The organism is Methylophaga marina, assembly GCF_030296755.1.
In the GTDB taxonomy this organism is placed as follows: Bacteria; Pseudomonadota; Gammaproteobacteria; order Nitrosococcales; family Methylophagaceae; genus Methylophaga; species Methylophaga marina.
Map to the genome: position 1 here is coordinate 944192 of NZ_AP027741.1, position 21983 is coordinate 966174.

Sequence of the window (21983 nt, forward strand, 5' to 3'; positions counted from 1 at the left end):
GTTATGTCAGTGCTTATTTGTGGCTCATTCGCTTTCGACAATATTATGGTTTTTCCTGATAAGTTTAAAAACCACATATTGCCGGACAAAGTGCACATGTTAAATGTGGCCTTTCTGGTGCCAGAGTTACGTCGTGAGTTTGGTGGCTGTGCCGGTAATATTGCCTATAACCTGAAACTACTTGGTGACAATCCCGTGCCAATGGGTACGGTAGGAACTGACTTTGCGCCATATGCAGAATGGATGGATGCGAAAAATATTAACCGTGATCATGTCCATGTTAAACAAGGTCATTACACGGCTCAGGCATTTATCACAACTGACCAGGATGACAATCAGATTACAGCCTTCCACCCAGGTGCGATGAACTTGGCTCACGAAACGCCCATTAGTGAAGCAAAAGATATCAAACTGGCTATTATTGCCCCTGATGGTCGTGACGGCATGATCCAACATGCTGAACAATTAAAAGCCGCTGGAATCCCATTTATCTTCGATCCAGGTCAAGGCTTACCGATGTTTAATGGTGATGAATTAATGGCCTTTGCAGAACAAGCCAGTTATATTGCGCTTAATGATTATGAAGCGCAGTTATTCATGGACCGCACGGGACTGCCAGAAGAAGAAATCGCTCGTCATGTTGAAGCATTGATTATCACTCGTGGTGCTGAGGGGTCATATATCTACAGTGAAGGTAAGCGAATAGAGATTGCCTGCCAGAAAGCTGCTCAGGTGGTTGATCCAACAGGTTGTGGAGATGCATATCGTGCTGGTCTATTACACGGCATTTTGCATGGAAAAGACTGGGAAGAAACAGGCAGAATTGCTTCGACACTAGGCGCCTTAAAAATCGCTCATCATGGTACACAAAACCACCAGATTGATGCCGCCTCTATTCTATAAAGCAGCAATATTGATGATCGTCGGGTTAGAAAAAGTACGCTATCAGCTGAAGTACCAGCAAAGCATATAACCCGGCGATAACATCATCTAGCATCACTCCAAAACCACCATGTAGTTTTTTATCAGCCAGACTCACTGGCCAGGGTTTCAAAATATCAAACAGCCGAAACAGCACAAAACCCAAAACAATCCATAACCAGCCACTGGGCGCGGCGAGCATGGTAATTAAATATCCCACGATCTCATCCCACACAATGGCAGAAGGATCATCTTGCTGTAACCAGTCGACCGTTTTTTGACAAAACCAGACGCCAAGAACGAAGAGCAACGCGGTCAATAGAAGATAGCTAATAATAGGTAACGGTTGCATCAGGTAAAAAACCGGAATAGCGGCTAGCGTACCAAAGGTACCCGGTGCCTTTGGAGCCAAGCCAGAACCAAACCCATACGCTAAAAATGCCGTTGGTCTTTTTAATAATTGTGTGAAGGTGACTTTAGACAAAATGGTCATACCCTTTGCTTGTGATATCTAACACTGATGGTTGTCCCTGTTCATCTAAGAGAACAATTTTTTGTTCTTCCGTAATTTCACCAATCTGTTGAATATCTAAATTTAGTGTTTCAAGTGCCTGGACGTGCTCTGCAGGAACCGTAAAACAAAGTTCATAATCATCTCCGGAATTCAACGCTAATTGCCAAGCCTTGGCTTTATCCAGTTTCTGTAGGCTAGATGATAATGGTATTTTGCCTAGGTAAATTCTTGCGCCCTTGCCACTGGCTTCAAGAATATGGCCAAGATCAGCTAATACCCCATCAGAAATATCAATGGCAGCATTTACAAACGGCTGAATTTCTCGGGAGATGTTTACTTGAGGTATGGGCTGCTCCAGCCGTTTATTTAAAAAAGACCAATCTTTCTCAGATAACTCCTCAGGCTGCCATGATGCTAAACGTTTCTGCAAAGCAGCTCCCGCATCACCAAGCGTACCAGTGACATAGATTTTATCGGATGATTTAGCATGATTACGCTGAAGCTGAGCCCCTTTTTTCACCAGACCATGCACTTGAATGCTAATAGTCAACGGACCTTTTGTGGTGTCACCGCCAACAAGCTGAATATTATGTTGGTCGGCTAACTCGGCCATGCCTGACGCAAAGGCTGATAACCACTTTTCATCAAGTGAAGGTATCGTTAATGCTAATGTAAACCAGGCTGGTGTAGCGCCCATGGCGGCCAGATCGCTTAACCCCACCGCCAATGATTTATGGCCTAGCGTGTGAGGATCTACATCCGGGAAAAAATGAATACCGGAAACAAGCGTATCAATTGAAATAGCTATATCGCTATCCGCAGGACATGACAACACAGCACAATCATCACCAATATCCACAATCACGTCTTGACGTTTTTGTGTTGCATCAGCAAAAAACTGTTGTATCAGTGAAAACTCAGTTAAAGCCACACAGAAAACCTTTTAATCATCAGGCAAGCATCGTCGACACCTGCCCAGTATGACTTATTTCTTTTGACGTGCAGCTTTCGCTGCTTGGTGCTCATGAGAGCGTAATCGAGCGCCCATCTTATCTAAGACGCCGTTGACGTATTTATGACCTTGCTCACCACCGAAAGACTTGGCTAATTCGACCGCTTCATTCAGCACGACACGGTATGGTATTTCTGGTAGATGCATAAATTCAAATACGGCGAGACGAAGCACGGAGACTTCTACCGGATCAATCTTTGCCAAATCACGGTCGATGACTTGTGTCAGTTCTTCATCAATTTCATTTTGATATTTGATCGTGCCGTCGACCAATGTCACAAAATATTTTTTATCAATTTTGTCAGCATATTCTGCAGTGACAAACTCAAGTGTGTCTTTTTGTGGTGCTTCACCATTGACTTGAGCTTGATAGAGCGCTTGTACAGCAGCTCGGCGTGCTTTTGTTCTGGGTAATCCAGTGGCCATTTATTTGCCAGCCTCAATTTGTTTTATAGACTTAACCATTATCATCACTCCCATGGCTGCTTAAGACCGTTATATCCAAACAGGTTGAACTGTTTCGGTCAGTTTTCGATCAAATTTCTAATAGCTGTATTGCAACTGCCAGCGGTTATTCCCCCACACCGTGTTAAAACAGCGATGTAGATAGTGACATGACTATTATTTTACAAGCCTGAATTTAATCAATATGAAATATATTGTACTCATTTTCCGTCAATCATGGCGAACCATAACTCACAACCAGCGTTTACGTTTTTTGTCTGACTTTTTTGGAAAAGGTAAACCACCAGCATCTGCTTCAACCGTTACCCATTCATAAGGTTCTTGATCAATCCGCACCGCTGTCAATGTTTCGCCCCACACGGCGCCACTGTCCAATGAAAACACATTACCGTAACGACCAACGCCCAGAGTAGACCAGTGCCCAAACACGACTCTGTCGTTGGCCGTCATTCTATTGGGCATTTCAAACCAGGGACGTTGGTGTAATGGTTTATCTTCAGGCGCCCCTTTGAACTTAAGTGCAATTCGACCATCTTCATGGCAGTAACGCAGACGGGTAAAGCAATTGGTGATAAAACGAAGTCGATCCCAGCCTTTCAGCTCAGGCGTCCATCGTTTAGGTTTATTACCATACATATGCTGAAAGAAATCACGCCAATTATCCCCGCTTAAAACCGCTTCGACTTCTTCGGATCGTTGCTGTGATTCTTGCACTGACCACTCTGCAGGTATTCCTGCATGTACCATACTGAAATCTAGGATGGGATCGTGATAAAACAAAGATTGTTGTCTTAACCAGGTAATGAGCTCTTCTCTGTCAGGAGCAGAGAGAACTTGCTCAATCGTATCCAAATGATGTTGATATTCAACGACACCGGCAGCATTAGCCAGTAAATGTAGATCGTGGTTGCCTAATACGGATATACAACTATTACCTAACTGCTTTGCTAACCTTAATACTTCTGCTGACTTAGGGCCTCGATTCACCAAATCACCAGCCAGCCAAATTTGATCAAGGGCTGGATCGAACTGAACTCGATCCAGCATTTTTACTAACTCATCGTAACAACCTTGAACATCACCTATTGCATATACAGCCATACAGACGTGTGCCTGTGTCTAACGACGGCGATAAAGTGGTTCAGGACGAAGTACAGTTGCCTGGTAACTTTCGCTGAAGTCATCAAAAGCCTTCAAGGCTTTGTCAATACGGTTGGGATTGGCAAGCTCAAAGCTGTTAATTCCACACTGTGACATATAGAACAACTGGTCATATAACACATCACCTTGAGCACGTATCTCAGCTTTAAAGCCATAACGTTCACGTAGCAGTCTCGCAAATGAGTAACAACGCCCATCAGTAAATGCTGGAAACACCAGAACGATCAATGAGAAATGAATTAAATCTGGCACCACTTCTTCCAGAGGATCATCACCGCTCAGACGAAGGCCTAATTCACCTTCATGTTTCACCAGTGTTTCATGTTGTTCCTGCCACCGGGCTAAAGAAACGGTAATATTGCCAGCAATCAGATCTGAATCATCATCCAGATGTGTCCAATTATCTTCGATGATTTCACGATCTTTAATTATCTGCATATACACGCTCCTTAAATGGATCAATACCTAAACGACGAACTGTGGCCAGGAATGACTCATCTTCATGGCGTAAATCGACATAGGCATCTAATAAATGACCAACGGTGTCGACTACGTCCTCTTTAGGTATCGCCTTACCTAGACGCTCTCCAAGAGAGGCATCTGCCTCAGAGCTACCGCCAAGTGTGAATTGGTACCATTCTTCACCTTTCTTATCGACACCCAGAATACCGATGTGACCTACACTCTGGTGAGCACAACCGTTCATGCAGCCTGAAAACTTGATCTTGATATCACCTAAGTCATAAAGATAGTCAAGATCACCAAACCGTTCCGCAATCTGTTTAGACAGAGGAATAGACTTAGCATTAGCCAGACCACAATAATCCAGACCAGGACAGCAAATAATATCGGTTAATGTATTCACATTTGGTGTAGCCAGGTTGTCAGCCTCAAGTCTTAACCATAGGGCATATAAATCAGCCTGCTTCACATCCGCAAACACCAGGTTTTGAGTGTGCGTTGAACGCACTTCACCTAAGCTGAACTCATCAGCCAGATCAGCAATGACGTCAAGCTGATCAGAGGTCACATCACCCGGCGCAACACCTGGCGCTTTAAGTGATACATAAACCGCACGATAACCGGGCTGTTTATGAGCAAACGTATTCTGTTTCGCCCAGCGTGCAAAAGCATTATCTTCAGCCAAGGCTTTATCAAAACTGTCATCCGCTGCTGCATCAGCATCGTATTCAGGCTCTGTGAAATACGCTTTCACACGATCAATTTCTTTTTGATCTAAAACGAGTTGATCACGAATTTGTACCCATTCAGCTTCAACCAGTTCACGGATATGATTGATACCGTGCTCACGAACCGTGATTTTAATACGTGCTTTGTATTTGTTATCACGACGACCCAGGCGGTTATAAACACGCAGAATCGCTTCCAGATAGGAGAGCAAATCCTTTTTCTCAAGGAAAGGTCTGATTTGTTGACCAATGATTGGCGTACGACCTAAACCACCACCGACAAGCACTTCAAAACCGACTTCACCTTCGTGATTTTTAACCAGATGTAAGCCGATATCATGCAATTTAGTGGCTGCACGGTCTTCTTCAGAACCAATAACGGCAATTTTGAACTTACGTGGTAGATAGGCAAACTCAGGGTGGAAGGTTGACCATTGGCGAATAATTTCAGCCCACGGGCGTGGATCTTCTATTTCATTGGCATTGATACCTGCAAACTGATCAGAGGTCGTATTACGAATGCAGTTACCACTACTTTGAATAGCGTGCATTTGTACAGTGGCCAGTTCAGCAAGAATATCTGGCACATCCTCTAACTTCGGCCAGTTCATTTGGAAATTCTGGCGCGTCGTGAAATGCACAAACCCTTTATCGTAACGGCGTGAAACGTCTGCAATTTTACGAACTTGTTGTGAAGACATCAGTCCATAAGGAATGGCAACACGTAACATGGGTGCATGTATTTGGATATACAGCCCGTTCATCAGTCGTAAAGGACGGAACTGTTCTTCAGTCAGCTCACCCGCCAAGAAACGACGTGTTTGATCACGGTACTGCTCTACCCGCTGCTCAACCATCGTTTGATCATACTTATCGTATTGATACATTTAAGCTCTCTAAACTCTAAATACCGGACCCGCTATTATAACCGCCGCGGTATATAACAGGAAATTATAAATACCAATATCTATATTGATAAATTCATTAATACCGCGTCATTACTATCATTTAATGCAACCATGAAATATACGGTTATTGTGTGGCATTGTTGATGACTTTTTCATTGTGCGCGTCATTTTCAGTATTCCATTAGATTTCATCTTGAGACTTCTAGTCAGATGCTTAAGTGTTATCAGAGTGGGCTCTTTGTCATTGATAAAAATCGTTATACTGACGCATTTATCGCTAAACAGGGTTCTTGGCATGTCTAAAGCAAGCCGACAAAAACAGCGTTTATGGCTGGTTATCGCTTTCGGTTTTTTAATTTGGGGGGCCAGTCATTATCAGCCTTACCAGCAAAACGTTAATAAAGTTGATACAGCATCGATATCATCACTTTATCAACAACAGAAAAGTGATGTCTTAGTCGAAGTAAAAGGGACGGTGAGTCGGATTCTATCTGATGATAATAAAGGCAGTCGTCATCAACGTTTTATCATTACCTTGCCGGATAAGCTGACGGTATTGATTGCTCATAATATCGATCTTGCACCTCGCATTGACTCTCTCAACATGGGTGATGAAGTACATATTTTTGGTGAATACGAATGGAATGACAAAGGGGGCGTCATTCACTGGACGCATCATGATCCTGCCAACAAACACCCTCATGGCTGGATTCGCCATAAAGGTCAGCTATATCAATAATGTCTGAGAATCTAACGCGCTGTTATAGCTTTCCGCCCATTGCAGCAACATCTGCAACAATCCTGATCCTCGGGTCCATGCCAGGTGCAGAATCATTGCGTCAGCAGCAATATTACGCCCACCCTCGTAATGGCTTCTGGCCAATTATGCAAAGTCTGTTTGCTATCTCGACATCATTACCGTATCAACAACGCTGCGAACAACTCACCCACCAACACATAGCGGTATGGGATGTATTAAAAGCCTGTGAAAGACCTGGCAGTCTGGATAGTAATATTGCATCAGACTCGATTGAAGCCAATGACTTTAATGCCTTTTTTCGGCAACACCCCAATATTCATTCTGTATTTTTTAATGGTGCCAAAGCTGAGCAAATTTATATTAAATCTGTTCTGCCAACATTAGATAAAATATGGCAAAAAATACCAACAGAGCGCTTGCCATCCAGCAGCCCAGCCCATGCTGCTTTGTCATTAGAAGAAAAACAAACCATATGGCTTGAACAGCTAAGTAGTGTAAAAAAGACTAAGCAATAGAAAAGGGGCGTGTTTCACGCCCCTTTCATTTCAGACTAGATTAAGCCTTTAGTGCAGCTGCTACTCTGGCAGCATAGTCCGGGTCAGCTTTTTCAAATTGAGCCAACATACGTTGCTGAATAGATGCATCACACTGTCCAAGACCACCAGCAATATTGTCTGCTAATTGCTGTTTCTGATCCTCACTCATAATACGAAACAAATTACCCGCCTGCGTGTAATGATCATCTTGACCTGTATCAAAACGATCTAACCAAGCACCAGCCTCTACGGGCATAGCGGGTTCCGCTACACTTGTATCTGGCTTAGGCGCATTATCACGATCATTAGGGAAGTAGTTAGCCCCACTCGTCTGATGATGATTACCGCCAGCAGGACTTAACCCCGCCATCGCCCCATCACGCTGATAATGATTAACCGGACATTTTGCCGCATTAACAGGTAACTGATTGTAGTTCACGCCAACCCGATAACGGTGGGCATCCTGATAAGCTAACAGCCGTCCCTGCAACATTTTGTCAGGTGATGAGCTGATACCGGGTACAAAGTTACTCGGAGCAAAAGCGGCTTGCTCTGTTTCAGCAAAATAATTGTCTACATTGCGGTTAAGCTCCAGTTGCCCGACCTCAACCAGAGGAAATTCATCATGTGGCCATACTTTGGTTAAATCAAACGGATTGATCTCAGCATCACGTGCTTGTTGCTCCGTCATAATCTGTATTTTGGCTGTCCAGCTCGGGAAATCACCGCGATCAATAGCTTCCACTAAATCCTGCTGTGCTCCATGAGGATCAGCCACTGCAGCTTCCTCGGCTCTCAGTGTTTTGATGCCTTGATTAGTTTTAAAGTGCCATTTAAACCAAAACCGTTCGCCCTTATCATTCCAGAAACTATAGGTATGTGAGCTATAACCATTCATATTGCGGTATGAAGCAGGAATCCCGCGGTCAGACATCAAAATAGTCACCTGATGTAATGCTTGTGGGTAATTAGCCCAAAACTCATAAGCCATTCTTGGGTCAGGCACATTAGTACGCGGATTCTTTTTTTGTGAATGAATAAAGTCTGGAAACTTACTCGGATCACGGAGGAAAAACACCGGCGTATTATTGCCTACCATGTCGTAATTGCCCTGCTTAGTATAAAACTTCACAGCGAAACCTCGTGGGTCACGGGCATAATCATGTGAGTCCTGGCCACCACCTACGGTTGAGAAGCGAACAAAGACCTCTGTTCTCTTACCTTCATTCTGTAAGAAATCCGCAATAGTGAGATCTTTTAAGCTTTTTGTGAGGGTAAAGGTTCCGTAAGCCCCGGTACCACGTGCATGGACCACGCGTTCAGGAATTCTCTCACGGTTGAAGTGAGCCAATTTTTCGAAGGTGTAGTGATTGTCATAAGTCAAAGGTCCTCTTGGTCCGACACTGATACTATTATCATCATCAGCGACTGGGGCGCCGGCAGATGTCGTTAAAATTGTTTTGGTCATCGTTCTATCCTTTCTGCTGCAAATCATGTTAGGCAAATCAATTGCACACAACAGAGTCTATGGATTTTCAATAGATTTGTATAATTGTTTATTATTTAATTATTGATTGATAAAATCGATTTATATAATTAATGACACGTCAGTCTAAAACTCATTTCACTGTTGCTTAGACATAAAAAAAGCCAGTCAGCAAATACTGACTGGCTTTCTTGAACCACTTTTTGTGAATTATTTGAGAAGTTGACTCAAATCTTTCGCATCCCAATGAGGGAAATGTTTACGAATGAGTGCATTCAACTCCATTTCAAAGGCAGAGAATTCACCCTCAGCGACCACTTCGTGATTACTTGATACTGCATCTGTAATCATGCCAGCACCAATCGTGACATTGGTCAGGCGATCAATAATGATAAAGGCCCCTGTAGTCCGGTTGCGTTTATATGAATCAAACACAACGGGCTTGTTTAATGAAAACTCACATAAGCCTATTTCATTCAGTTTCAATTCACTGGCTTTAGTGTGCTCAAGTGTGTTGACATCAATTTGATAATCAATGCCCGTTAACGCACCACCCGCATCATTGACACCCACTTTGATGCTGTATTGCTTGTTTGGCAGCAAGGGTTGTTCTGTCATCCACACGACCATCGCTTTAAACTGGCTTGAGACATGTGGTTGGTGATGATTGCTATGCACAAGCATGTCACCACGACTGACATCGATTTCATTTTCTAATGTGACGGTGATCGCTTCGCCAGGCACGGCATGATCCAAGTCACCATCGTAAGTGACAAGCGCCTTCACTTTACTCTCTTTACCCGATGGCAATACGGTGATGTCATCACCCGGTTTTAAGATACCCGATGCCAAAGTACCGCAGTAACCACGGAAGTTCAGATTAGGACGATTCACAAACTGAACCGGGAAACGCATATCATCGAAGTTCGGATCTTTATCTACATCGACGGTTTCCAGGATTTCCATCAGGGTTTGCCCTTGATACCAACCCATTTTCTCACTGCGATTAACCACGTTATCGCCCACCAACGCTGACATAGGCACAAAGTGAATATCTTCCAGTTCTAATTCTCGTGAGAATTCAGTGTAATCATGGCGAATATTATCAAACACTTCCTGACTATAATCCATCAGATCCATTTTATTGATAGCCACAACTACGTGTTTAATGCCTAATAAAGAGGCAATAAAACTGTGTCTGCGAGTTTGTGTTTGTACGCCATAACGGGCATCAATCAGGATAATCGCTAACTGACAACTGGATGCACCTGTCGCCATGTTACGTGTGTACTGCTCATGTCCTGGTGTATCGGCAATGATGAACTTACGTTTCGTCGTAGAGAAATAACGGTAAGCCACATCGATTGTGATTCCCTGCTCGCGCTCGGCTTGCAAACCATCAACCAACAACGCTAAGTCAACCTGTTCGCCGGTAGTACCAGACTTGGCACTGTCACGCGTCACGGCTTCCAATTGATCTTCGTAGATCATTTTCGAGTCATGCAGAAGGCGGCCTATCAGCGTACTTTTACCATCGTCCACGTTACCGCAAGTTAAAAATCGCAACATTTCTTTATTTTCATGCTGCTTCAGATACGCTTCGATGTCTGTGGCAATCAGGCTATCTGATTGATATGAACTTGATTCAGTAGTCATCTAGAAGTAACCCTCTTGTTTTTTCTTCTCCATAGAACCCGCTTGATCGTGATCGATAGCGCGGCCTTGACGTTCAGATGTCGTTGTCAGCAACATTTCCTGGATGATTTCAGGCAAAGTATCTGCAGACGATTTCACGGCACCTGTTAGTGGGTAACAACCCAAGGTACGGAAACGGACTTTTTCCATGCGCGGCTCTTGGCCTTCAGGTATACGCATACGATCGTCATCGACCATGATGGTCAAGCCGTTGTAGTCAACAACCGGACGTTCTGCTGCATAATAAAGTGGCACAATTGGAATCTGTTCCAGATAAATGTATTGCCAGATATCAAGCTCAGTCCAGTTGGATAATGGGAAGACACGGATGCTTTCGCCTTTATTCACTTTACTGTTATAGATGTTCCAGAGTTCCGGTCGCTGTGCTTTTGGATCCCAGCGATGGTTCTTATCGCGGAAAGAATACACACGTTCTTTTGCACGCGATTTTTCTTCGTCACGACGAGCTCCACCAAAAGCGGCATCAAAACCGTATTTCGTCAACGCCTCTTTCAAGGCATCGGTTTTCATAATATCCGTATAGCGAGGGTGATCGAATGGGTTGATACCGGCTTCTTTGCCTTCTTGGTTGGTATGTACAATCAGTTCGAGACCCAGCTCTTTAGCCTTTTCATCACGAAACTTGATCATTTCCTTAAATTTCCAAGTGGTATCGATATGCATCAATGGAAATGGGGGTTTACCAGGCGCAAAAGCTTTCATAGCCAAGTGCAACATGACGGCGGAGTCTTTACCAATCGAATACAGCATTACTGGATTCTCAAACTCTGCTGCCACCTCACGCATAATATGGATGCTTTCAGCCTCCAATTGCTTTAAGTGTGTTAATTGTTTTTCAGTCATTATCTTTCTCGGTTAGTTAGATTTGACATGCAAGCCGCATTCTTTATTTTCAGGATCTTCCCACCACCAGCGTCCGGCACGAATATCTTCGCCCATGGTGATGGCTCGTGTACAAGGCGCACAACCAATACTGGCGTACCCCTCATCGTGTAAGCTGTTATAAGGCACGTCGTAAGCTCTCAAATACGCCCAAACGTTACCATTCGACCAATCGGTCAATGGACTAAACTTTGTAATCCGTGATCATCATCCCACTCTGATACAGGCAGTTCTGATCGTGTTACAGATTGTGAACGACGCATACCCGTTATCCAGGCTTTTTTGCCAGATAGAGCTCTGTTTAACGGCACGACCTTTCTAATACCACAACATTGTTTTCTTAATTCGACACTATCGTAAAAGGCGTTTGGTCCATTATGAGTCACAAACGACTCAACATCCGCCGTGTTAGGGAAATACACCTCTACTTTTTTATCGTAGTGGCTGTTTAATGTTTGCATGAGCTCGTAGGTTTCTTTGGGCAAACGGCCAGTATCCAGAGTGAATATGTCGATGCCTGGCGCATGCTTACAGATTAAATCCATCAGAACCATATCTTCTGCACCAAAGCTGGTCGCCAGCGTTGCAGGCAAATAGTTCTGCTCAATGTCTTTTAACACTGCAATCACAGCATCAATTTTGGCGGCTAAAGCCGGTTTTATTTCACTCATTGTTTTCTTCTCACACGAATTGTTGTGGTTAATCCCTCTGAAGAGGTGATCGCACACTCCTGTCCATCCTGAGACAGACTATTAAATACTTCATCAACCGCATCCCCCGTATTGACAAGCAAATCTACCGATTCCTCTATGGCAATGTGTTTTAATGCTTCACGGGCTTTGATGTAATGCATAGGACAGCCAAACAGGGTCAAATCCACCAACGTTATATCAGACATTTTATGCCCACCAATACCAGTATTACCGCTAATAATGGACGCATTACCTGGTCTGAAATACGCACCCCAAGATGGGTGCCGATAAAAATGCCAGGTAATGAGCCGGCTAATAAATACATCAATAATGTCCAGTCTACTGTACCGACAGCTGAATGCCCGAGCCCTGCAACAAAGGTAAGTGGCACAGCGTGAGCAATATCTGTAGCGACAATTTCTACCCCTCTCAGACGGGGATACAAAAACAATAGAATGACAGCACCAAGCGCACCCGCTCCTACAGATGATAATGTCACCATGACACCTAAAAGCGCACCTGTTATGACCGTAATCATTGCTTTGTTTAGTTCGTTTTCACGAATATCGTAAAGCACACTCACAACGGGGTGGTTTTCCTTGGAGCGTAATAATCTTCCTAAAGGTGCTTTTAATAATAAAGCACTGGATGTCAGGATCAGTGCTACGCCGAGCACTTTAGTAATCAATTCATTATGATTGCCATCATGCATCCCCGTGGCATTCATAAACCATAGAGTAGCTAATGTTGCTGGAATACTCCCCGCAGCGAGGCGCCAGACCACATACCACTTTACGACCCCGTGTCGCCAATAAGACCAAATACCACCGGCTTTGGTGATAGCAGCAAATAATAAATCCGTACCAACCGCAATAGCAGGTTGTATATGAAAGATAAAAATGAGGATGGGCGTCATTAAAGACCCGCCTCCTACACCGGTCATGCCGACCATGATGCCGACAAACAGTCCAGCAAGAAGAAAGCCCCATTCCATCTGTTTTACGCCTTGTATGTTACGAAAATGCTGACAAGTTTACCAAAGGAGAATATTCTATCAATGAATATTATTTACTATCTTTATAAGAAAAACATATATAGATGAAAATTCAGCAATTAAAGTATGTACGTGAAATTGTACGTAGAGGCCTCAGTATCTCGTCAGCAGCGAATGCATTACATGCATCACAACCCGGTGTCAGCAATCAGGTGCAGCAGTTGGAAGAGGAGCTGGGTTTACAAATCTTCGAGCGTCACGGCAAACGCTTGACTGGCATTACGCCTATTGGTCAATCAGTTATCGAGATGGCAGAGCGCGTTTTGCAGGATGTGGAAAATATCCGTCAGTTAGTGGCAGACAGTAAAACAGAACAATCTGGCACCTTGTCTATAGGCACCACACATACTCAAGCTCGTTATGCCCTACCTAGTGCGATAAAAAAGTTCTCTGAACGCTACCCTAATATACATTTGAACATGGTGCAGGGGACGCCGACTGAGGTAGGTGAAATGGCGGCTACCGGAAAGGTTGATCTGGCAATAGCCACGGAAGGCCTGGCTCAATTCGAGTCACTCGCTATTTTGCCATGTTATGAATGGAATCGTTGCGTTGTTGTTCCGCCAGAACACCCCTTATTATCAGTGAAAAAATTGCGACTGGAAGATATCGCCCAATATGAAATTCTGACTTATGTGATGGGTTTTACCGGTCGCGCCAAACAGGATCAGACTTTTATTGAAAAAGGTCTTCATCCCAATGTCATTTTCACTGCTACCGATGCAGATGTGATTAAAACCTATGTCGAGCTGGAGATGGGTATTGGCATTATCGCCAGTATGGCATTTGATCCGGATAAAGACTCCCCGCTTCAGGCATTGGATGCCAAACACCTATTTCCACCGAGCGTTACACATATGGGTATTCGCAAAGGCAGCTATCTTAGAAGCTATATGTACGCCTTTATCGAGTTCTTTGCTTCACACCTCAATCGAGCAGCGGTGGATAAAGCCATTAACCATCAAGGATAAATTCACATTCCCTCAAGGCAAACACCATGCTAACTTAGCACCTTGCTGTAAACAGCAATCAAAATAACTTAAGAGAAATATCAGGATAATAGAATGAAAAAATGGTTAAATTTAATAGTTGTTTCACTGGCGTTTTTGCCTGCACTTGTGTTTGCACACGGTGCGCCTCGCCTCCAAGTTGAAGAGAGCATTGTCATCAATGCTGACCCAGCGACTGTCTGGAAAGCCATCAACGATTTCGGTAAAGCAGAAGCCTGGATTCCCGTTGTTGAATCAACAGAATCTGAGGGTGGTAATGCACCAGGAGCGACTCGCACTCTCACATTAAAAGGTGGCGCCACGATTTCTGAAAAGCTCAAAAAGTATGATGATGAAAAAATGAGCTTTATGTATCAAATTACCGATATCAGTAGTGCTGGAGAAGTTGATGACCATGGTGAAATGCATGAAGTACCAGCGTTTCCTGTGAGCAAATATAAATCATGGGTCAGTGTTGAAGCGACTGATGGTGGTTCAAAAGTCACTTGGTTAGGTAAGTTTTTCCGCGCTTATCACGGTAATGGACACCCACCCAAAGAGCTTGATGACGATACGGCCAAGAAAGCTGTAACGGGTTTATATCAATCCACACTTGCTGACTTGAAAACTAAGTTAGAAAAATAAGTAGATAAAGAAAAAGGCATCTTCGGATGCCTTTTTTGTATGCGCTGCATTCTCTAAACTATGCTGATCCAGACTAAAAAAGATAACAGCCGTGAATGCCTCCATTGAAAAGATCAAATCGCTACTTCAGCAAACCCTAGCAGAGCTTCCTCCCTCTCAACACCATCTGATTGATGAAGTGTTCAAAGAATTATCCACTCTCAGTCAGACTCTGTCTGGCTCTCAGAGCGATGAGCCTCAGCCTACCATCGATAAAACTACGGGTTGTTATCAATTTGAAGGGAATAACGGCTTTTATTGTCCTCACTGCTTTGATAATCAACAACGCAAAGTGTCGACACAACGAATCAATAGCAAACTCCGGATTTGTACCGATTGCCGTAGTAGTTTGAAACGTCTGAATTAAATACCACTGAAGCTGGTAATAATTGCTGCACTCTTTTAAAATAATGCTATCTCACTAGCAGCAATTGTGATGTGAATTTGCCTCGGGGTGGCGAAAGCCTGAGATGCTTCTCATAAAGCGGACCCGACGAACCTGATCCAGTTAATACTGGCGTAGGGACAGGCTGAAATAGATCTTTCTCTACACCGAATTGGTGTCTCTCGATTTATTCCCCTGTCCTTTTTGATTCAAAAAAGGATAACCATGAAAGCAAAAACACTGGCTATAGCCATAACAACGGCTATGACATCTCCCATGATATGGGCTGAAGTGACGCCTGCTGACTTACCCTCCATGATCGTGAGTGCTGACTTTCGTCCGAACGATGCTCATGACACTCCGGTGAGTTTAACCACGATTGATAAAGACACTATTGATTCTCGTGGTGCTCAGCATATCGAAGATGTGCTCAATCTCGCGCCTAATGTCAATGTCTCCAGCGGTGCATCACGAGGACAATATTTCCAAATTCGTGGCATTGGTGAACGTAGTGAATTCCAAGCACCGCTTAATCCGTCTGTTGGTTTATACATAGATGGCATAGATTTTAGTCGCAGTGGCGGTGCGGCTACCTTATTTGATATTGAATCTGTTGAGGTATTACGCGGTCCACAAGGCACCCGTTATGGTGCAAATGGCATGGCTGGCACCATCAACTTAAAAAGCACTGAGCCAACGAATGATTTGAAGATGAAGTTTGAATCAACTCTGGCGACCTACAATACCCATGCAGAAGGCATTGCTGTTGGTGGACCGTTAATTGAGAATACCTTACTAGGACGTTTTTCTGTCCACAGCTACAAATCAGATGGCTTCATGGATAACGATTTTTTAGGTAGAGATAATACTCAAAATCGAGATGAAATTACGGCTAGAGGTCACCTTAAATGGCTTGCTACAGATGACCTAACTATCGATCTTAATGTATTACACTTAAACATTGATAATGGCTACGATGCTTTCACACTTGATAACAGCCGTAACAGCTTGTCAGACCAACCTGGCAAAGATGCTCAAAATACCAATGCCTTTGCTTTAAAGGCCGATTATCGTGCGAATGATAAAGTACAACTCCAATCAAACCTCAGTTATTCAAAATCTAATCTAGAGTACAGCTATGATGACGACTGGTCTTATAAATCACAATTTGATGCAGGACTCGATCCATACAGTGGCTTTGATCAGTATAAACGTAAACGTGAAAATACAGCCTTAGAGTTCAGAGCATTATCTAATGAGAATGGACGAATCTTTGCTGACACTACTGACTGGACATTAGGTGTCTATGTATCAAAACAACGTCAAAATCTGGATCGCACATATTACGAAAATGTTCTTACAAGCGATGCCGTTACCGGATATGTGACAAAAAACAGTTATGAAACTGTTAATACAGCACTGTATGGTCAATTAGATACAGCACTCACCGACAAACTTACGTTGATAAGTGGTCTCAGAGCAGAATATTGGGAAGCTGACTATAAGGATTCAGCAGGTCTTTCCGATGAGCCCGATGATTTGATGTTTGGAGGCAAGCTAGGGCTTGAATATGCTATCAATGAAGATCATATGGCCTTTACAACCTTATCTCGTGGCTACAAAGCGGGGGAATCAACGTTGAACCTAGAATTAGTGATGACTTACGCTCTTTTGATACAGAGTCATTATGGAATCTAGAAGCTGGCTTAAAGTCATTCTGGCTAGACGGTGACTTAATAACATCTTTGACAGCTTTTTATACACGCCGAAGTAATGCTCAAATAAAAAACTCAATCAGTGTACCTAAAACATCTGGACCTGGAACCGATTTTGTTGACTATTTTGTGAATGCTGAAAAAGTTAGGAATATAGGTCTTGAAGCTGAGTTAGATTGGTTTATTAATGAAAAATATCGTGTTATTGCATCATTGGGTCTCCTAGATGCAAAACTGGAAGATTATGAAAACCCTGAATTATTAGAAGAGGGTATCAAATTGAGTGGCAGAAGAATCGCACACGCCCCTGCCTATCAATTTAATCTGGGAGGAGAGTATTACTTTGCCCCAGGCTGGACTTTTAAAGCCAATATGGAAGGAAAGGATGAGTTTTATTACTCAAACAGCCACAATGCAAAATCGCACTCTTATGTTCTCTACAATGCCAGCATCGAATACAAAAAGGATGAGTGGAAAGTCACATTATGGGGACGTAACTTGTTCGATAAAGACTACTATACGCGAGGTTTTTACTTTGGTATCGACCCGTCAAAATCTTATGCTGAAGAAACCTACACTCAATACGGTGATCCACGTGTCGTAGGCTTAACATTAAGTTACGACTATTAATATCTAAAGAGGGCTTTAAAGCCCTCTTTTTTACGAATTAAGGAAGAAGATATGCGCGTCTCAGTTGATATCAGTTTATACCCTCTGACTGAACAATTTGTCGAACCGATTCTGGCTTTCATCAAAAAGCTGGAAGATAACCCAAAACTAAATATTTCACGGAATAACCTAAGCACACAAATCTTTGGTGAATACCGTGATGTGATGGATGCCATGGATAGTGAAATTGAAGCGGTGTTTGAACAATTACCGCACAGTGTGTTTGTGTTGAAAATGATCGGAAACGATCGTTACCACGTAGAAGATTAAACGAGTTCTCTGATGATAGATGCCGCAATCAATGGTCTGCTGGCCTTATCCGCTTGGGAAGTGACCGCCGCATTACTCGGTATGGCTTATGTCATTCTGGCGGCGCGTGAATCACAGTGGTGCTGGCCAATGGCGTTTATCAGTACACTCATCTACACCGTGTTATTTTGGGAGGGTCAGCTTCCCATGCAAGCCCTGCTCAACTTCTATTACATGGGTATGGCGATTTATGGCTTCGTTTTATGGCGACAACATCAGCAAAACAATGATGAGTTAGTCATTCATAGCTGGTCATTGAATGCCAATTTGCAATTCATCGTAGCAGGCGTCGTGATTAGCTTTTTAGTAGCTTATTACCTGGATATCAACCAAGCATCGCAGCGTCCTTACCTGGATGCTGGCATCACCGTATTTTCTGTGATGAATACCTGGTTGATGGCCAGAAAAGTCCTGCAAAACTGGTTTTATTGGATCATTATTGATGCTGCTTCCGTCGTGTTGTATTACCAGACGGGTTATTATGCAACGGTTGTCTTGTTCTCAATCTACACTGTGCTTGCTACCGTTGGTTTCGCCAACTGGATCAAGTTATATCGTCAACATCCACTAACTCAGACTCACTAAATGCAAGCGGTTATTTTTGATATGGATGGGCTGCTGATTGATTCAGAGCCGTTTTGGAAGCAAGCTGAGAAACGTGTATTTTCAGCCATTGGTGTTGAAATCACCGATGCACTGTCTGCCAAAACAATGGGCATGACCACACGTGAAGCCACTGAGTTCTGGCTTGAACATGCAGGCTTGTCGCTCAGTCAGGATTCGATGGAACAAGTCGAAAATGATGTGATCGATGAAGTCGCCTCATTAACAGCTAGCCAAGGTCAGGCTCTACCCGGTGTACATAACTTGCTGGAACAACTCAAACAACACAGACTTAAAATTGGTCTGGCAACTAATGCTCCGGCACGTCTCGTTCCCGTCGTATTAGAACGGCTAGATATCACGGCATTTTTTGATAATTACGTCGCCGATGATGATGTTGAACAGGGCAAACCCCATCCTGCCATTTATCAACTAGCGCTACAGCGCATCAACGCAAAAGCAGATCATACCCTCGCATTTGAAGACTCTGTCACGGGTATGACAGCAGCGATCGGCGCAGGTATCCGTACTGTTGTTGTACCTTCAGCAGCCAATTATCACTTACCACACTATGATGCCGCCGTATTAAAGCTGGAAAGCCTGAATGGTCTGGCACTCAAAGAGCTGCACGATTTATTTAGCTAACATGATCGCTAAGTAAATCAAACAACGGTGGCTGCTCCAACCATTGCTTCAGCTTGCTCTCACCCAAGACATTCATCAAAAATAACAATACGCGGTAACTCAGACGACAAGCTGAAAGGTCAGGAATGGGTTGATACTGTGTGTATATTTCGACAAAAAGCTTGGCATGTTGTGGGCTGAGTAAATATTCCAGTAACACCCACTCGAGTTCACGCGGCGCTCTGACAAAGGCATCTAAATCCAAGACGGCTATGGTCCCATCATCACACTGACGCAGTTGATCCCAGCGAAAGTCTGGCATGATCGGCACAAACTGCTCTGGTGACAGTGTTCGACATTGTCCATAACTCATTTTTAGTATGTCAGCTGGGATCGGAATACCATTGCGATCTGATAATAACTGAATGGTCTGTTCCAGCCTTATAGGCCAATCATTTGCACTAAATATGGGCTTTTCAATGCTGCCCCATTTTGTAGATAGGTGTTGATGTAATTTGCCCCAGTGATGGGCAAGCTGAGTTACAGTAGTGTTATCGATCTGATTTGCACTCAGATCCACACCTTCAAGATAACGAACCAAGACATAATGCCCAGCCTGTTCAGCTACCACCTCAGGAACGGCAAACCAGCCCTCGCGTTGCAGAAACTGACTGATAGATTGCGTGCGCCCTAAAGAGTTTGGAAAGTCGAGCTGAAACAGATGGTTTATTCCCAGCCAAAACATGGAGTCTTGCACTCGTTGCTGATGGCAGACCTTTAAGATCATCTTGCCATCCGCGGTGTCACACTGCGACAGCTGATGGGTACTATCAGGAAATTGTGCATCCAAGGGTAATGCCGGTGCATGTAACACCGGCAGACTTTCTTGCTGCTGTCGGCTCAGTTCAGGGTAGGAATACATCTAACAACACAACTTTACCAAGGCAATATTTCACCATTCGTGTGCCAGAAGGTGCCACTGGTTTCGAGTGATAATTCTTCCATACGTTGGATAAGTCCTGCTGCTGATTCATCGGGATCAATCAAACCACCATGGCCGGTCATATCAGTACGTACCCAGCCTGGATGTAAAATAGCTAAAGCAATGCCCTTGGGTTTCAAGTCAACCGACAGAGATTTCCCGGCAGCGTTCACGGCTGATTTAGACATGCGGTAGGCATAACTTCCGCCAGAATCATTATCATCAATCGAGCCCATACGGCTAGTAATAATGCCGACTTTACTACCCTGACCCAAGTGCTTAAGAAGTGCTTGAGTGGTCAGTAAGGGGCCAAGACTATTCACACGATACATTCTGACAAAGTCATCAATCGCCTCTTCATCTATTTGCCCAAGCCCAATCCCACCGGCAATACCGGCATTATTGATAAGCCAATCTATTTTTCTACTTCCTAATGACTCAGCCAGTTTAGCCAAGCTTTTCGGCTGACTCACTTCCACATCCTCAATGACTTCTACATTTAAGGCGTTTAATTCAGATGAAGCTTTGCGGCAGGTTGCAATAACATGCATCCCTTTTTCTTTAAGCTGACGGCAGAGTTCCAATCCAATCCCGCGGTTACTTCCGGTCACTAGTGCTGTTTGCGTCATTATTTGCCCTCCTTTTTTAGTTGCTGCATTTTTTCTTTTGATGGATTACTGACCACGCCCTCTTCCGTCACAATGGCATCAATTAACGATGCTGGCGTGACATCAAATGCCGGATTCGAAACAGGCACCTCTACCGGCGCAATGACATGCCCACCTATTTCTGAGACTTCAGAACTCATGCGTTGTTCAATCGGAATCAGGCTACCGTTTTCGAGCAACCAGTCAATTGTTGTCGTTGGGGCGACCACCATCACTTTCACACCATGATATTTCGCTAAAACAGCTAATGAATACGTACCAATTTTATTCGCCGTATCACCGTTTGAGGCAATTCTATCAGCACCAACAATAACCCAGTCCAAGCGGCCACTAGCCATCAATGCGCCAGCAGCCACATCAGCTTGCAAGGTCATCGGAATGCCTTCTTGCATGAGCTCCCATGCCGTTAACCGACTACCTTGCAACCATGGCCGAGTTTCATCGACATAGACATGCTCAATTTTGCCATCCAAGAAGCCCTGACGAATAACGCCTAATGCTGTGCCAAAACCCGCCGTGGCAAGAGCCCCCGCATTACAGTGCGTTAACACGATACTGTCATTATCCAGCAAATCAGCACCATACTGCCCCATGGTTCTATTTGCTTTAATGTCTTCTTGCTGTATGCGATCAGCCAGCGCCAGCAAAACTGGTTCAGGTGATTCATATTTAGACAATGAAGCGCAGGCTTGTTTCATACGCTCAATCGCCCAAGATAAATTCACCGCCGTTGGCCTTGAGCTTGTTAGTCTTTTTAGTGCAGGTTCCACAGCTTCTTTCCAGTTTTCACCAGCACTGAACCAGGCTTCTCTTGCCGCTAACACCACAGCATAAGCCGCAGTGACACCAATAGCCGGCGCCCCCCGCACCACCATTAATTTAATGGCTTCTGCCACGGCATCAGAATCATGGTAAGTCAACCACTTCTCGGTATGGGGTAATACACGCTGATCAAGCAAATGGAGTTGTTCATCACGCCATAAGATGGGTTCAATTGTCTGTAATAATCTGGTCAAAACAAGCTCCTGTCATGCTTGATGAATCTTTGTTGTGATTAG

Annotated in this window: 27 protein-coding genes and 1 riboswitch; of the genes, 11 read left to right on the forward strand and 16 right to left on the reverse strand. The window is 43.9% G+C overall.

The annotated features are described in order from the left end of the window. The first annotated feature begins 3 nt into the window (after window positions 1-3). A complete protein-coding gene (locus tag QUE24_RS04800) occupies window positions 4-903 on the forward strand; it encodes a carbohydrate kinase family protein (protein WP_286305504.1) in 900 nt (299 codons plus the stop codon). Window positions 904-928: 25 nt separating this feature from the next. On the opposite strand, the gene QUE24_RS04805 is transcribed toward QUE24_RS04800, so the two are convergent. The 6 genes from QUE24_RS04805 to QUE24_RS04830 form a co-directional block, all read right to left on the reverse strand. Beyond that, a complete protein-coding gene (locus QUE24_RS04805; RefSeq protein ID WP_286305505.1) occupies window positions 929-1414 on the reverse strand; it encodes a phosphatidylglycerophosphatase A family protein in 486 nt (161 codons plus the stop codon). After that, a complete protein-coding gene (gene thiL, locus QUE24_RS04810) occupies window positions 1398-2366 on the reverse strand; it encodes a thiamine-phosphate kinase (protein ID WP_286305506.1) in 969 nt (322 codons plus the stop codon). The genes QUE24_RS04805 and thiL overlap by 17 nt, the downstream gene beginning before the upstream one ends. A 54-nt stretch (window positions 2367-2420) precedes the next feature. After that, window positions 2421-2873 carry a transcription antitermination factor NusB gene (gene nusB / locus QUE24_RS04815; RefSeq protein WP_286305507.1) on the reverse strand — a complete coding sequence of 151 codons (453 nt, stop codon included), beginning with the start codon at window positions 2871-2873 and terminating at the stop codon, window positions 2421-2423. A 270-nt stretch (window positions 2874-3143) separates the two neighbouring features. Continuing rightward, window positions 3144-4013: a symmetrical bis(5'-nucleosyl)-tetraphosphatase gene (locus QUE24_RS04820; RefSeq protein ID WP_286305508.1), complete on the reverse strand. Its 870-nt coding sequence runs from the start codon at window positions 4011-4013 to the stop codon at window positions 3144-3146. Window positions 4014-4031: 18 nt separating this feature from the next. Further along, window positions 4032-4511, reverse strand: a complete 480-nt coding sequence (locus tag QUE24_RS04825; protein WP_286305509.1) for a DUF934 domain-containing protein — start codon at window positions 4509-4511, stop codon at window positions 4032-4034. Next, on the reverse strand, window positions 4498-6150 hold the full coding sequence (locus tag QUE24_RS04830; RefSeq protein WP_286305510.1) for a nitrite/sulfite reductase: 1653 nt from the start codon (window positions 6148-6150) through the stop codon (window positions 4498-4500). The genes QUE24_RS04825 and QUE24_RS04830 overlap by 14 nt, the downstream gene beginning before the upstream one ends. Window positions 6151-6466: 316 nt before the next feature. Between QUE24_RS04830 and QUE24_RS04835 the strand changes: the two genes are divergently transcribed. Both QUE24_RS04835 and QUE24_RS04840 read left to right on the forward strand, forming a co-directional pair. Then, entirely contained in the window at window positions 6467-6910 is a 444-nt protein-coding gene (locus QUE24_RS04835; protein ID WP_286305511.1) for a DUF3465 domain-containing protein, read from the forward strand. Continuing rightward, window positions 6910-7446 (forward strand): DNA-deoxyinosine glycosylase, encoded by a 537-nt coding sequence (locus QUE24_RS04840; protein WP_286305512.1) that lies wholly within the window; start codon window positions 6910-6912, stop codon window positions 7444-7446. The genes QUE24_RS04835 and QUE24_RS04840 overlap by 1 nt, the downstream gene beginning before the upstream one ends. Window positions 7447-7486: 40 nt before the next feature. Here QUE24_RS04840 and QUE24_RS04845 read toward each other — a convergent pair whose 3' ends face one another. From QUE24_RS04845 to QUE24_RS04875, 7 genes are all read right to left on the reverse strand, one after another. Beyond that, on the reverse strand, window positions 7487-8935 hold the full coding sequence (locus QUE24_RS04845; protein WP_286305513.1) for a catalase: 1449 nt from the start codon (window positions 8933-8935) through the stop codon (window positions 7487-7489). A gap of 228 nt (window positions 8936-9163) precedes the next feature. Beyond that, entirely contained in the window at window positions 9164-10609 is a 1446-nt protein-coding gene (gene cysN / locus QUE24_RS04850; RefSeq protein ID WP_286305514.1) for a sulfate adenylyltransferase subunit CysN, read from the reverse strand. Further along, the gene (gene cysD, locus QUE24_RS04855) at window positions 10610-11512 is read right to left on the reverse strand and encodes a sulfate adenylyltransferase subunit CysD (RefSeq protein ID WP_286305515.1); all 903 of its coding nucleotides are present in this window, start codon (window positions 11510-11512) and stop codon (window positions 10610-10612) included. A gap of 12 nt (window positions 11513-11524) precedes the next feature. Next, on the reverse strand, window positions 11525-11731 hold the full coding sequence (locus QUE24_RS04860; RefSeq protein WP_350226605.1) for a phosphoadenosine phosphosulfate reductase domain-containing protein: 207 nt from the start codon (window positions 11729-11731) through the stop codon (window positions 11525-11527). Next, the gene (locus tag QUE24_RS04865; RefSeq protein WP_286305516.1) at window positions 11728-12222 is read right to left on the reverse strand and encodes a phosphoadenylyl-sulfate reductase; all 495 of its coding nucleotides are present in this window, start codon (window positions 12220-12222) and stop codon (window positions 11728-11730) included. The genes QUE24_RS04860 and QUE24_RS04865 overlap by 4 nt, the downstream gene beginning before the upstream one ends. Then, on the reverse strand, window positions 12219-12449 hold the full coding sequence (locus QUE24_RS04870) for a sulfurtransferase TusA family protein (protein WP_283649004.1): 231 nt from the start codon (window positions 12447-12449) through the stop codon (window positions 12219-12221). Before QUE24_RS04870 ends, QUE24_RS04865 begins: the two co-directional genes overlap by 4 nt. Then, window positions 12437-13237, reverse strand: a complete 801-nt coding sequence (locus QUE24_RS04875; RefSeq protein WP_286305518.1) for a sulfite exporter TauE/SafE family protein — start codon at window positions 13235-13237, stop codon at window positions 12437-12439. Before QUE24_RS04875 ends, QUE24_RS04870 begins: the two co-directional genes overlap by 13 nt. A 104-nt stretch (window positions 13238-13341) precedes the next feature. Here QUE24_RS04875 and cysB point away from each other — a divergent pair, with 104 nt between their 5' ends. The 8 genes from cysB (at window position 13342) to QUE24_RS04915 (ending at window position 19296) form a co-directional block, all read left to right on the forward strand. Beyond that, window positions 13342-14268: an HTH-type transcriptional regulator CysB gene (gene cysB / locus QUE24_RS04880; protein WP_286305519.1), complete on the forward strand. Its 927-nt coding sequence runs from the start codon at window positions 13342-13344 to the stop codon at window positions 14266-14268. 93 nt (window positions 14269-14361) lie between these two features. Continuing rightward, complete coding sequence (locus QUE24_RS04885; protein ID WP_286305520.1) at window positions 14362-14931, forward strand: SRPBCC family protein; 570 nt, start codon at window positions 14362-14364, stop codon at window positions 14929-14931. Window positions 14932-15022: 91 nt separating this feature from the next. After that, the gene (locus QUE24_RS04890; protein WP_286305521.1) at window positions 15023-15337 is read left to right on the forward strand and encodes a hypothetical protein; all 315 of its coding nucleotides are present in this window, start codon (window positions 15023-15025) and stop codon (window positions 15335-15337) included. A gap of 73 nt (window positions 15338-15410) precedes the next feature. Beyond that, a riboswitch (TPP riboswitch) is annotated at window positions 15411-15514 on the forward strand. A 66-nt stretch (window positions 15515-15580) separates the two neighbouring features. Next, window positions 15581-17053: a TonB-dependent receptor gene (locus QUE24_RS04895; RefSeq protein ID WP_286305522.1), complete on the forward strand. Its 1473-nt coding sequence runs from the start codon at window positions 15581-15583 to the stop codon at window positions 17051-17053. Further along, entirely contained in the window at window positions 17005-17700 is a 696-nt protein-coding gene (locus tag QUE24_RS04900) for a TonB-dependent receptor domain-containing protein (protein WP_286306073.1), read from the forward strand. Before QUE24_RS04895 ends, QUE24_RS04900 begins: the two co-directional genes overlap by 49 nt. Window positions 17701-17751: 51 nt before the next feature. Further along, the gene (locus tag QUE24_RS04905; protein ID WP_286305523.1) at window positions 17752-18009 is read left to right on the forward strand and encodes a YkoF family thiamine/hydroxymethylpyrimidine-binding protein; all 258 of its coding nucleotides are present in this window, start codon (window positions 17752-17754) and stop codon (window positions 18007-18009) included. Between the two features lie 12 nt (window positions 18010-18021). Next, window positions 18022-18633 carry a nicotinamide riboside transporter PnuC gene (gene pnuC / locus QUE24_RS04910; protein WP_286305524.1) on the forward strand — a complete coding sequence of 204 codons (612 nt, stop codon included), beginning with the start codon at window positions 18022-18024 and terminating at the stop codon, window positions 18631-18633. Continuing rightward, a complete protein-coding gene (locus tag QUE24_RS04915) occupies window positions 18634-19296 on the forward strand; it encodes an HAD family hydrolase (RefSeq protein WP_286305525.1) in 663 nt (220 codons plus the stop codon). Here the strand turns inward: QUE24_RS04915 and QUE24_RS04920 are convergent. Genes QUE24_RS04920 through mtnA form a run of 3 tightly spaced genes read right to left on the reverse strand, consistent with a single transcriptional unit; the run spans window position 19289 to window position 21941 of the window. Next, window positions 19289-20197 carry a hypothetical protein gene (locus QUE24_RS04920; protein ID WP_286305526.1) on the reverse strand — a complete coding sequence of 303 codons (909 nt, stop codon included), beginning with the start codon at window positions 20195-20197 and terminating at the stop codon, window positions 19289-19291. The two genes, QUE24_RS04915 and QUE24_RS04920, sit on opposite strands and share 8 nt — an antisense overlap. 14 nt (window positions 20198-20211) lie before the next feature. Then, window positions 20212-20886, reverse strand: coding sequence for an SDR family oxidoreductase (locus tag QUE24_RS04925; RefSeq protein ID WP_286305527.1), 675 nt, complete (start codon window positions 20884-20886; stop codon window positions 20212-20214). Continuing rightward, window positions 20886-21941, reverse strand: coding sequence for an S-methyl-5-thioribose-1-phosphate isomerase (gene mtnA / locus QUE24_RS04930; protein ID WP_286305528.1), 1056 nt, complete (start codon window positions 21939-21941; stop codon window positions 20886-20888). The genes QUE24_RS04925 and mtnA overlap by 1 nt, the downstream gene beginning before the upstream one ends. Between the last annotated feature and the right edge of the window lie 42 nt (window positions 21942-21983).

Excerpts from the sequence above, each read along its gene's own strand:
- QUE24_RS04800 (WP_286305504.1), top strand. The coding sequence starts at position 4 with ATGTCAGTGCTTATTTGTGGCTCATTCGCTTTCGACAATATTATGGTT.
- QUE24_RS04805 (WP_286305505.1), bottom strand. The coding sequence starts at position 1,414 with ATGACCATTTTGTCTAAAGTCACCTTCACACAATTATTAAAAAGACCA.
- nusB (WP_286305507.1), bottom strand. The coding sequence starts at position 2,873 with ATGGCCACTGGATTACCCAGAACAAAAGCACGCCGAGCTGCTGTACAA.
- QUE24_RS04820 (WP_286305508.1), bottom strand. The coding sequence starts at position 4,013 with ATGGCTGTATATGCAATAGGTGATGTTCAAGGTTGTTACGATGAGTTA.
- QUE24_RS04825 (WP_286305509.1), bottom strand. The coding sequence starts at position 4,511 with ATGCAGATAATTAAAGATCGTGAAATCATCGAAGATAATTGGACACAT.
- QUE24_RS04830 (WP_286305510.1), bottom strand. The coding sequence starts at position 6,150 with ATGTATCAATACGATAAGTATGATCAAACGATGGTTGAGCAGCGGGTA.
- QUE24_RS04835 (WP_286305511.1), top strand. The coding sequence starts at position 6,467 with ATGTCTAAAGCAAGCCGACAAAAACAGCGTTTATGGCTGGTTATCGCT.
- QUE24_RS04840 (WP_286305512.1), top strand. The coding sequence starts at position 6,910 with ATGTCTGAGAATCTAACGCGCTGTTATAGCTTTCCGCCCATTGCAGCA.
- QUE24_RS04845 (WP_286305513.1), bottom strand. The coding sequence starts at position 8,935 with ATGACCAAAACAATTTTAACGACATCTGCCGGCGCCCCAGTCGCTGAT.
- cysN (WP_286305514.1), bottom strand. The coding sequence starts at position 10,609 with ATGACTACTGAATCAAGTTCATATCAATCAGATAGCCTGATTGCCACA.
- cysD (WP_286305515.1), bottom strand. The coding sequence starts at position 11,512 with ATGACTGAAAAACAATTAACACACTTAAAGCAATTGGAGGCTGAAAGC.
- QUE24_RS04865 (WP_286305516.1), bottom strand. The coding sequence starts at position 12,222 with ATGAGTGAAATAAAACCGGCTTTAGCCGCCAAAATTGATGCTGTGATT.
- QUE24_RS04870 (WP_283649004.1), bottom strand. The coding sequence starts at position 12,449 with ATGTCTGATATAACGTTGGTGGATTTGACCCTGTTTGGCTGTCCTATG.
- QUE24_RS04875 (WP_286305518.1), bottom strand. The coding sequence starts at position 13,237 with ATGGAATGGGGCTTTCTTCTTGCTGGACTGTTTGTCGGCATCATGGTC.
- cysB (WP_286305519.1), top strand. The coding sequence starts at position 13,342 with ATGAAAATTCAGCAATTAAAGTATGTACGTGAAATTGTACGTAGAGGC.
- QUE24_RS04885 (WP_286305520.1), top strand. The coding sequence starts at position 14,362 with ATGAAAAAATGGTTAAATTTAATAGTTGTTTCACTGGCGTTTTTGCCT.
- QUE24_RS04895 (WP_286305522.1), top strand. The coding sequence starts at position 15,581 with ATGAAAGCAAAAACACTGGCTATAGCCATAACAACGGCTATGACATCT.
- QUE24_RS04905 (WP_286305523.1), top strand. The coding sequence starts at position 17,752 with ATGCGCGTCTCAGTTGATATCAGTTTATACCCTCTGACTGAACAATTT.
- pnuC (WP_286305524.1), top strand. The coding sequence starts at position 18,022 with ATGATAGATGCCGCAATCAATGGTCTGCTGGCCTTATCCGCTTGGGAA.
- QUE24_RS04915 (WP_286305525.1), top strand. The coding sequence starts at position 18,634 with ATGCAAGCGGTTATTTTTGATATGGATGGGCTGCTGATTGATTCAGAG.
- QUE24_RS04920 (WP_286305526.1), bottom strand. The coding sequence starts at position 20,197 with ATGTATTCCTACCCTGAACTGAGCCGACAGCAGCAAGAAAGTCTGCCG.
- QUE24_RS04925 (WP_286305527.1), bottom strand. The coding sequence starts at position 20,886 with ATGACGCAAACAGCACTAGTGACCGGAAGTAACCGCGGGATTGGATTG.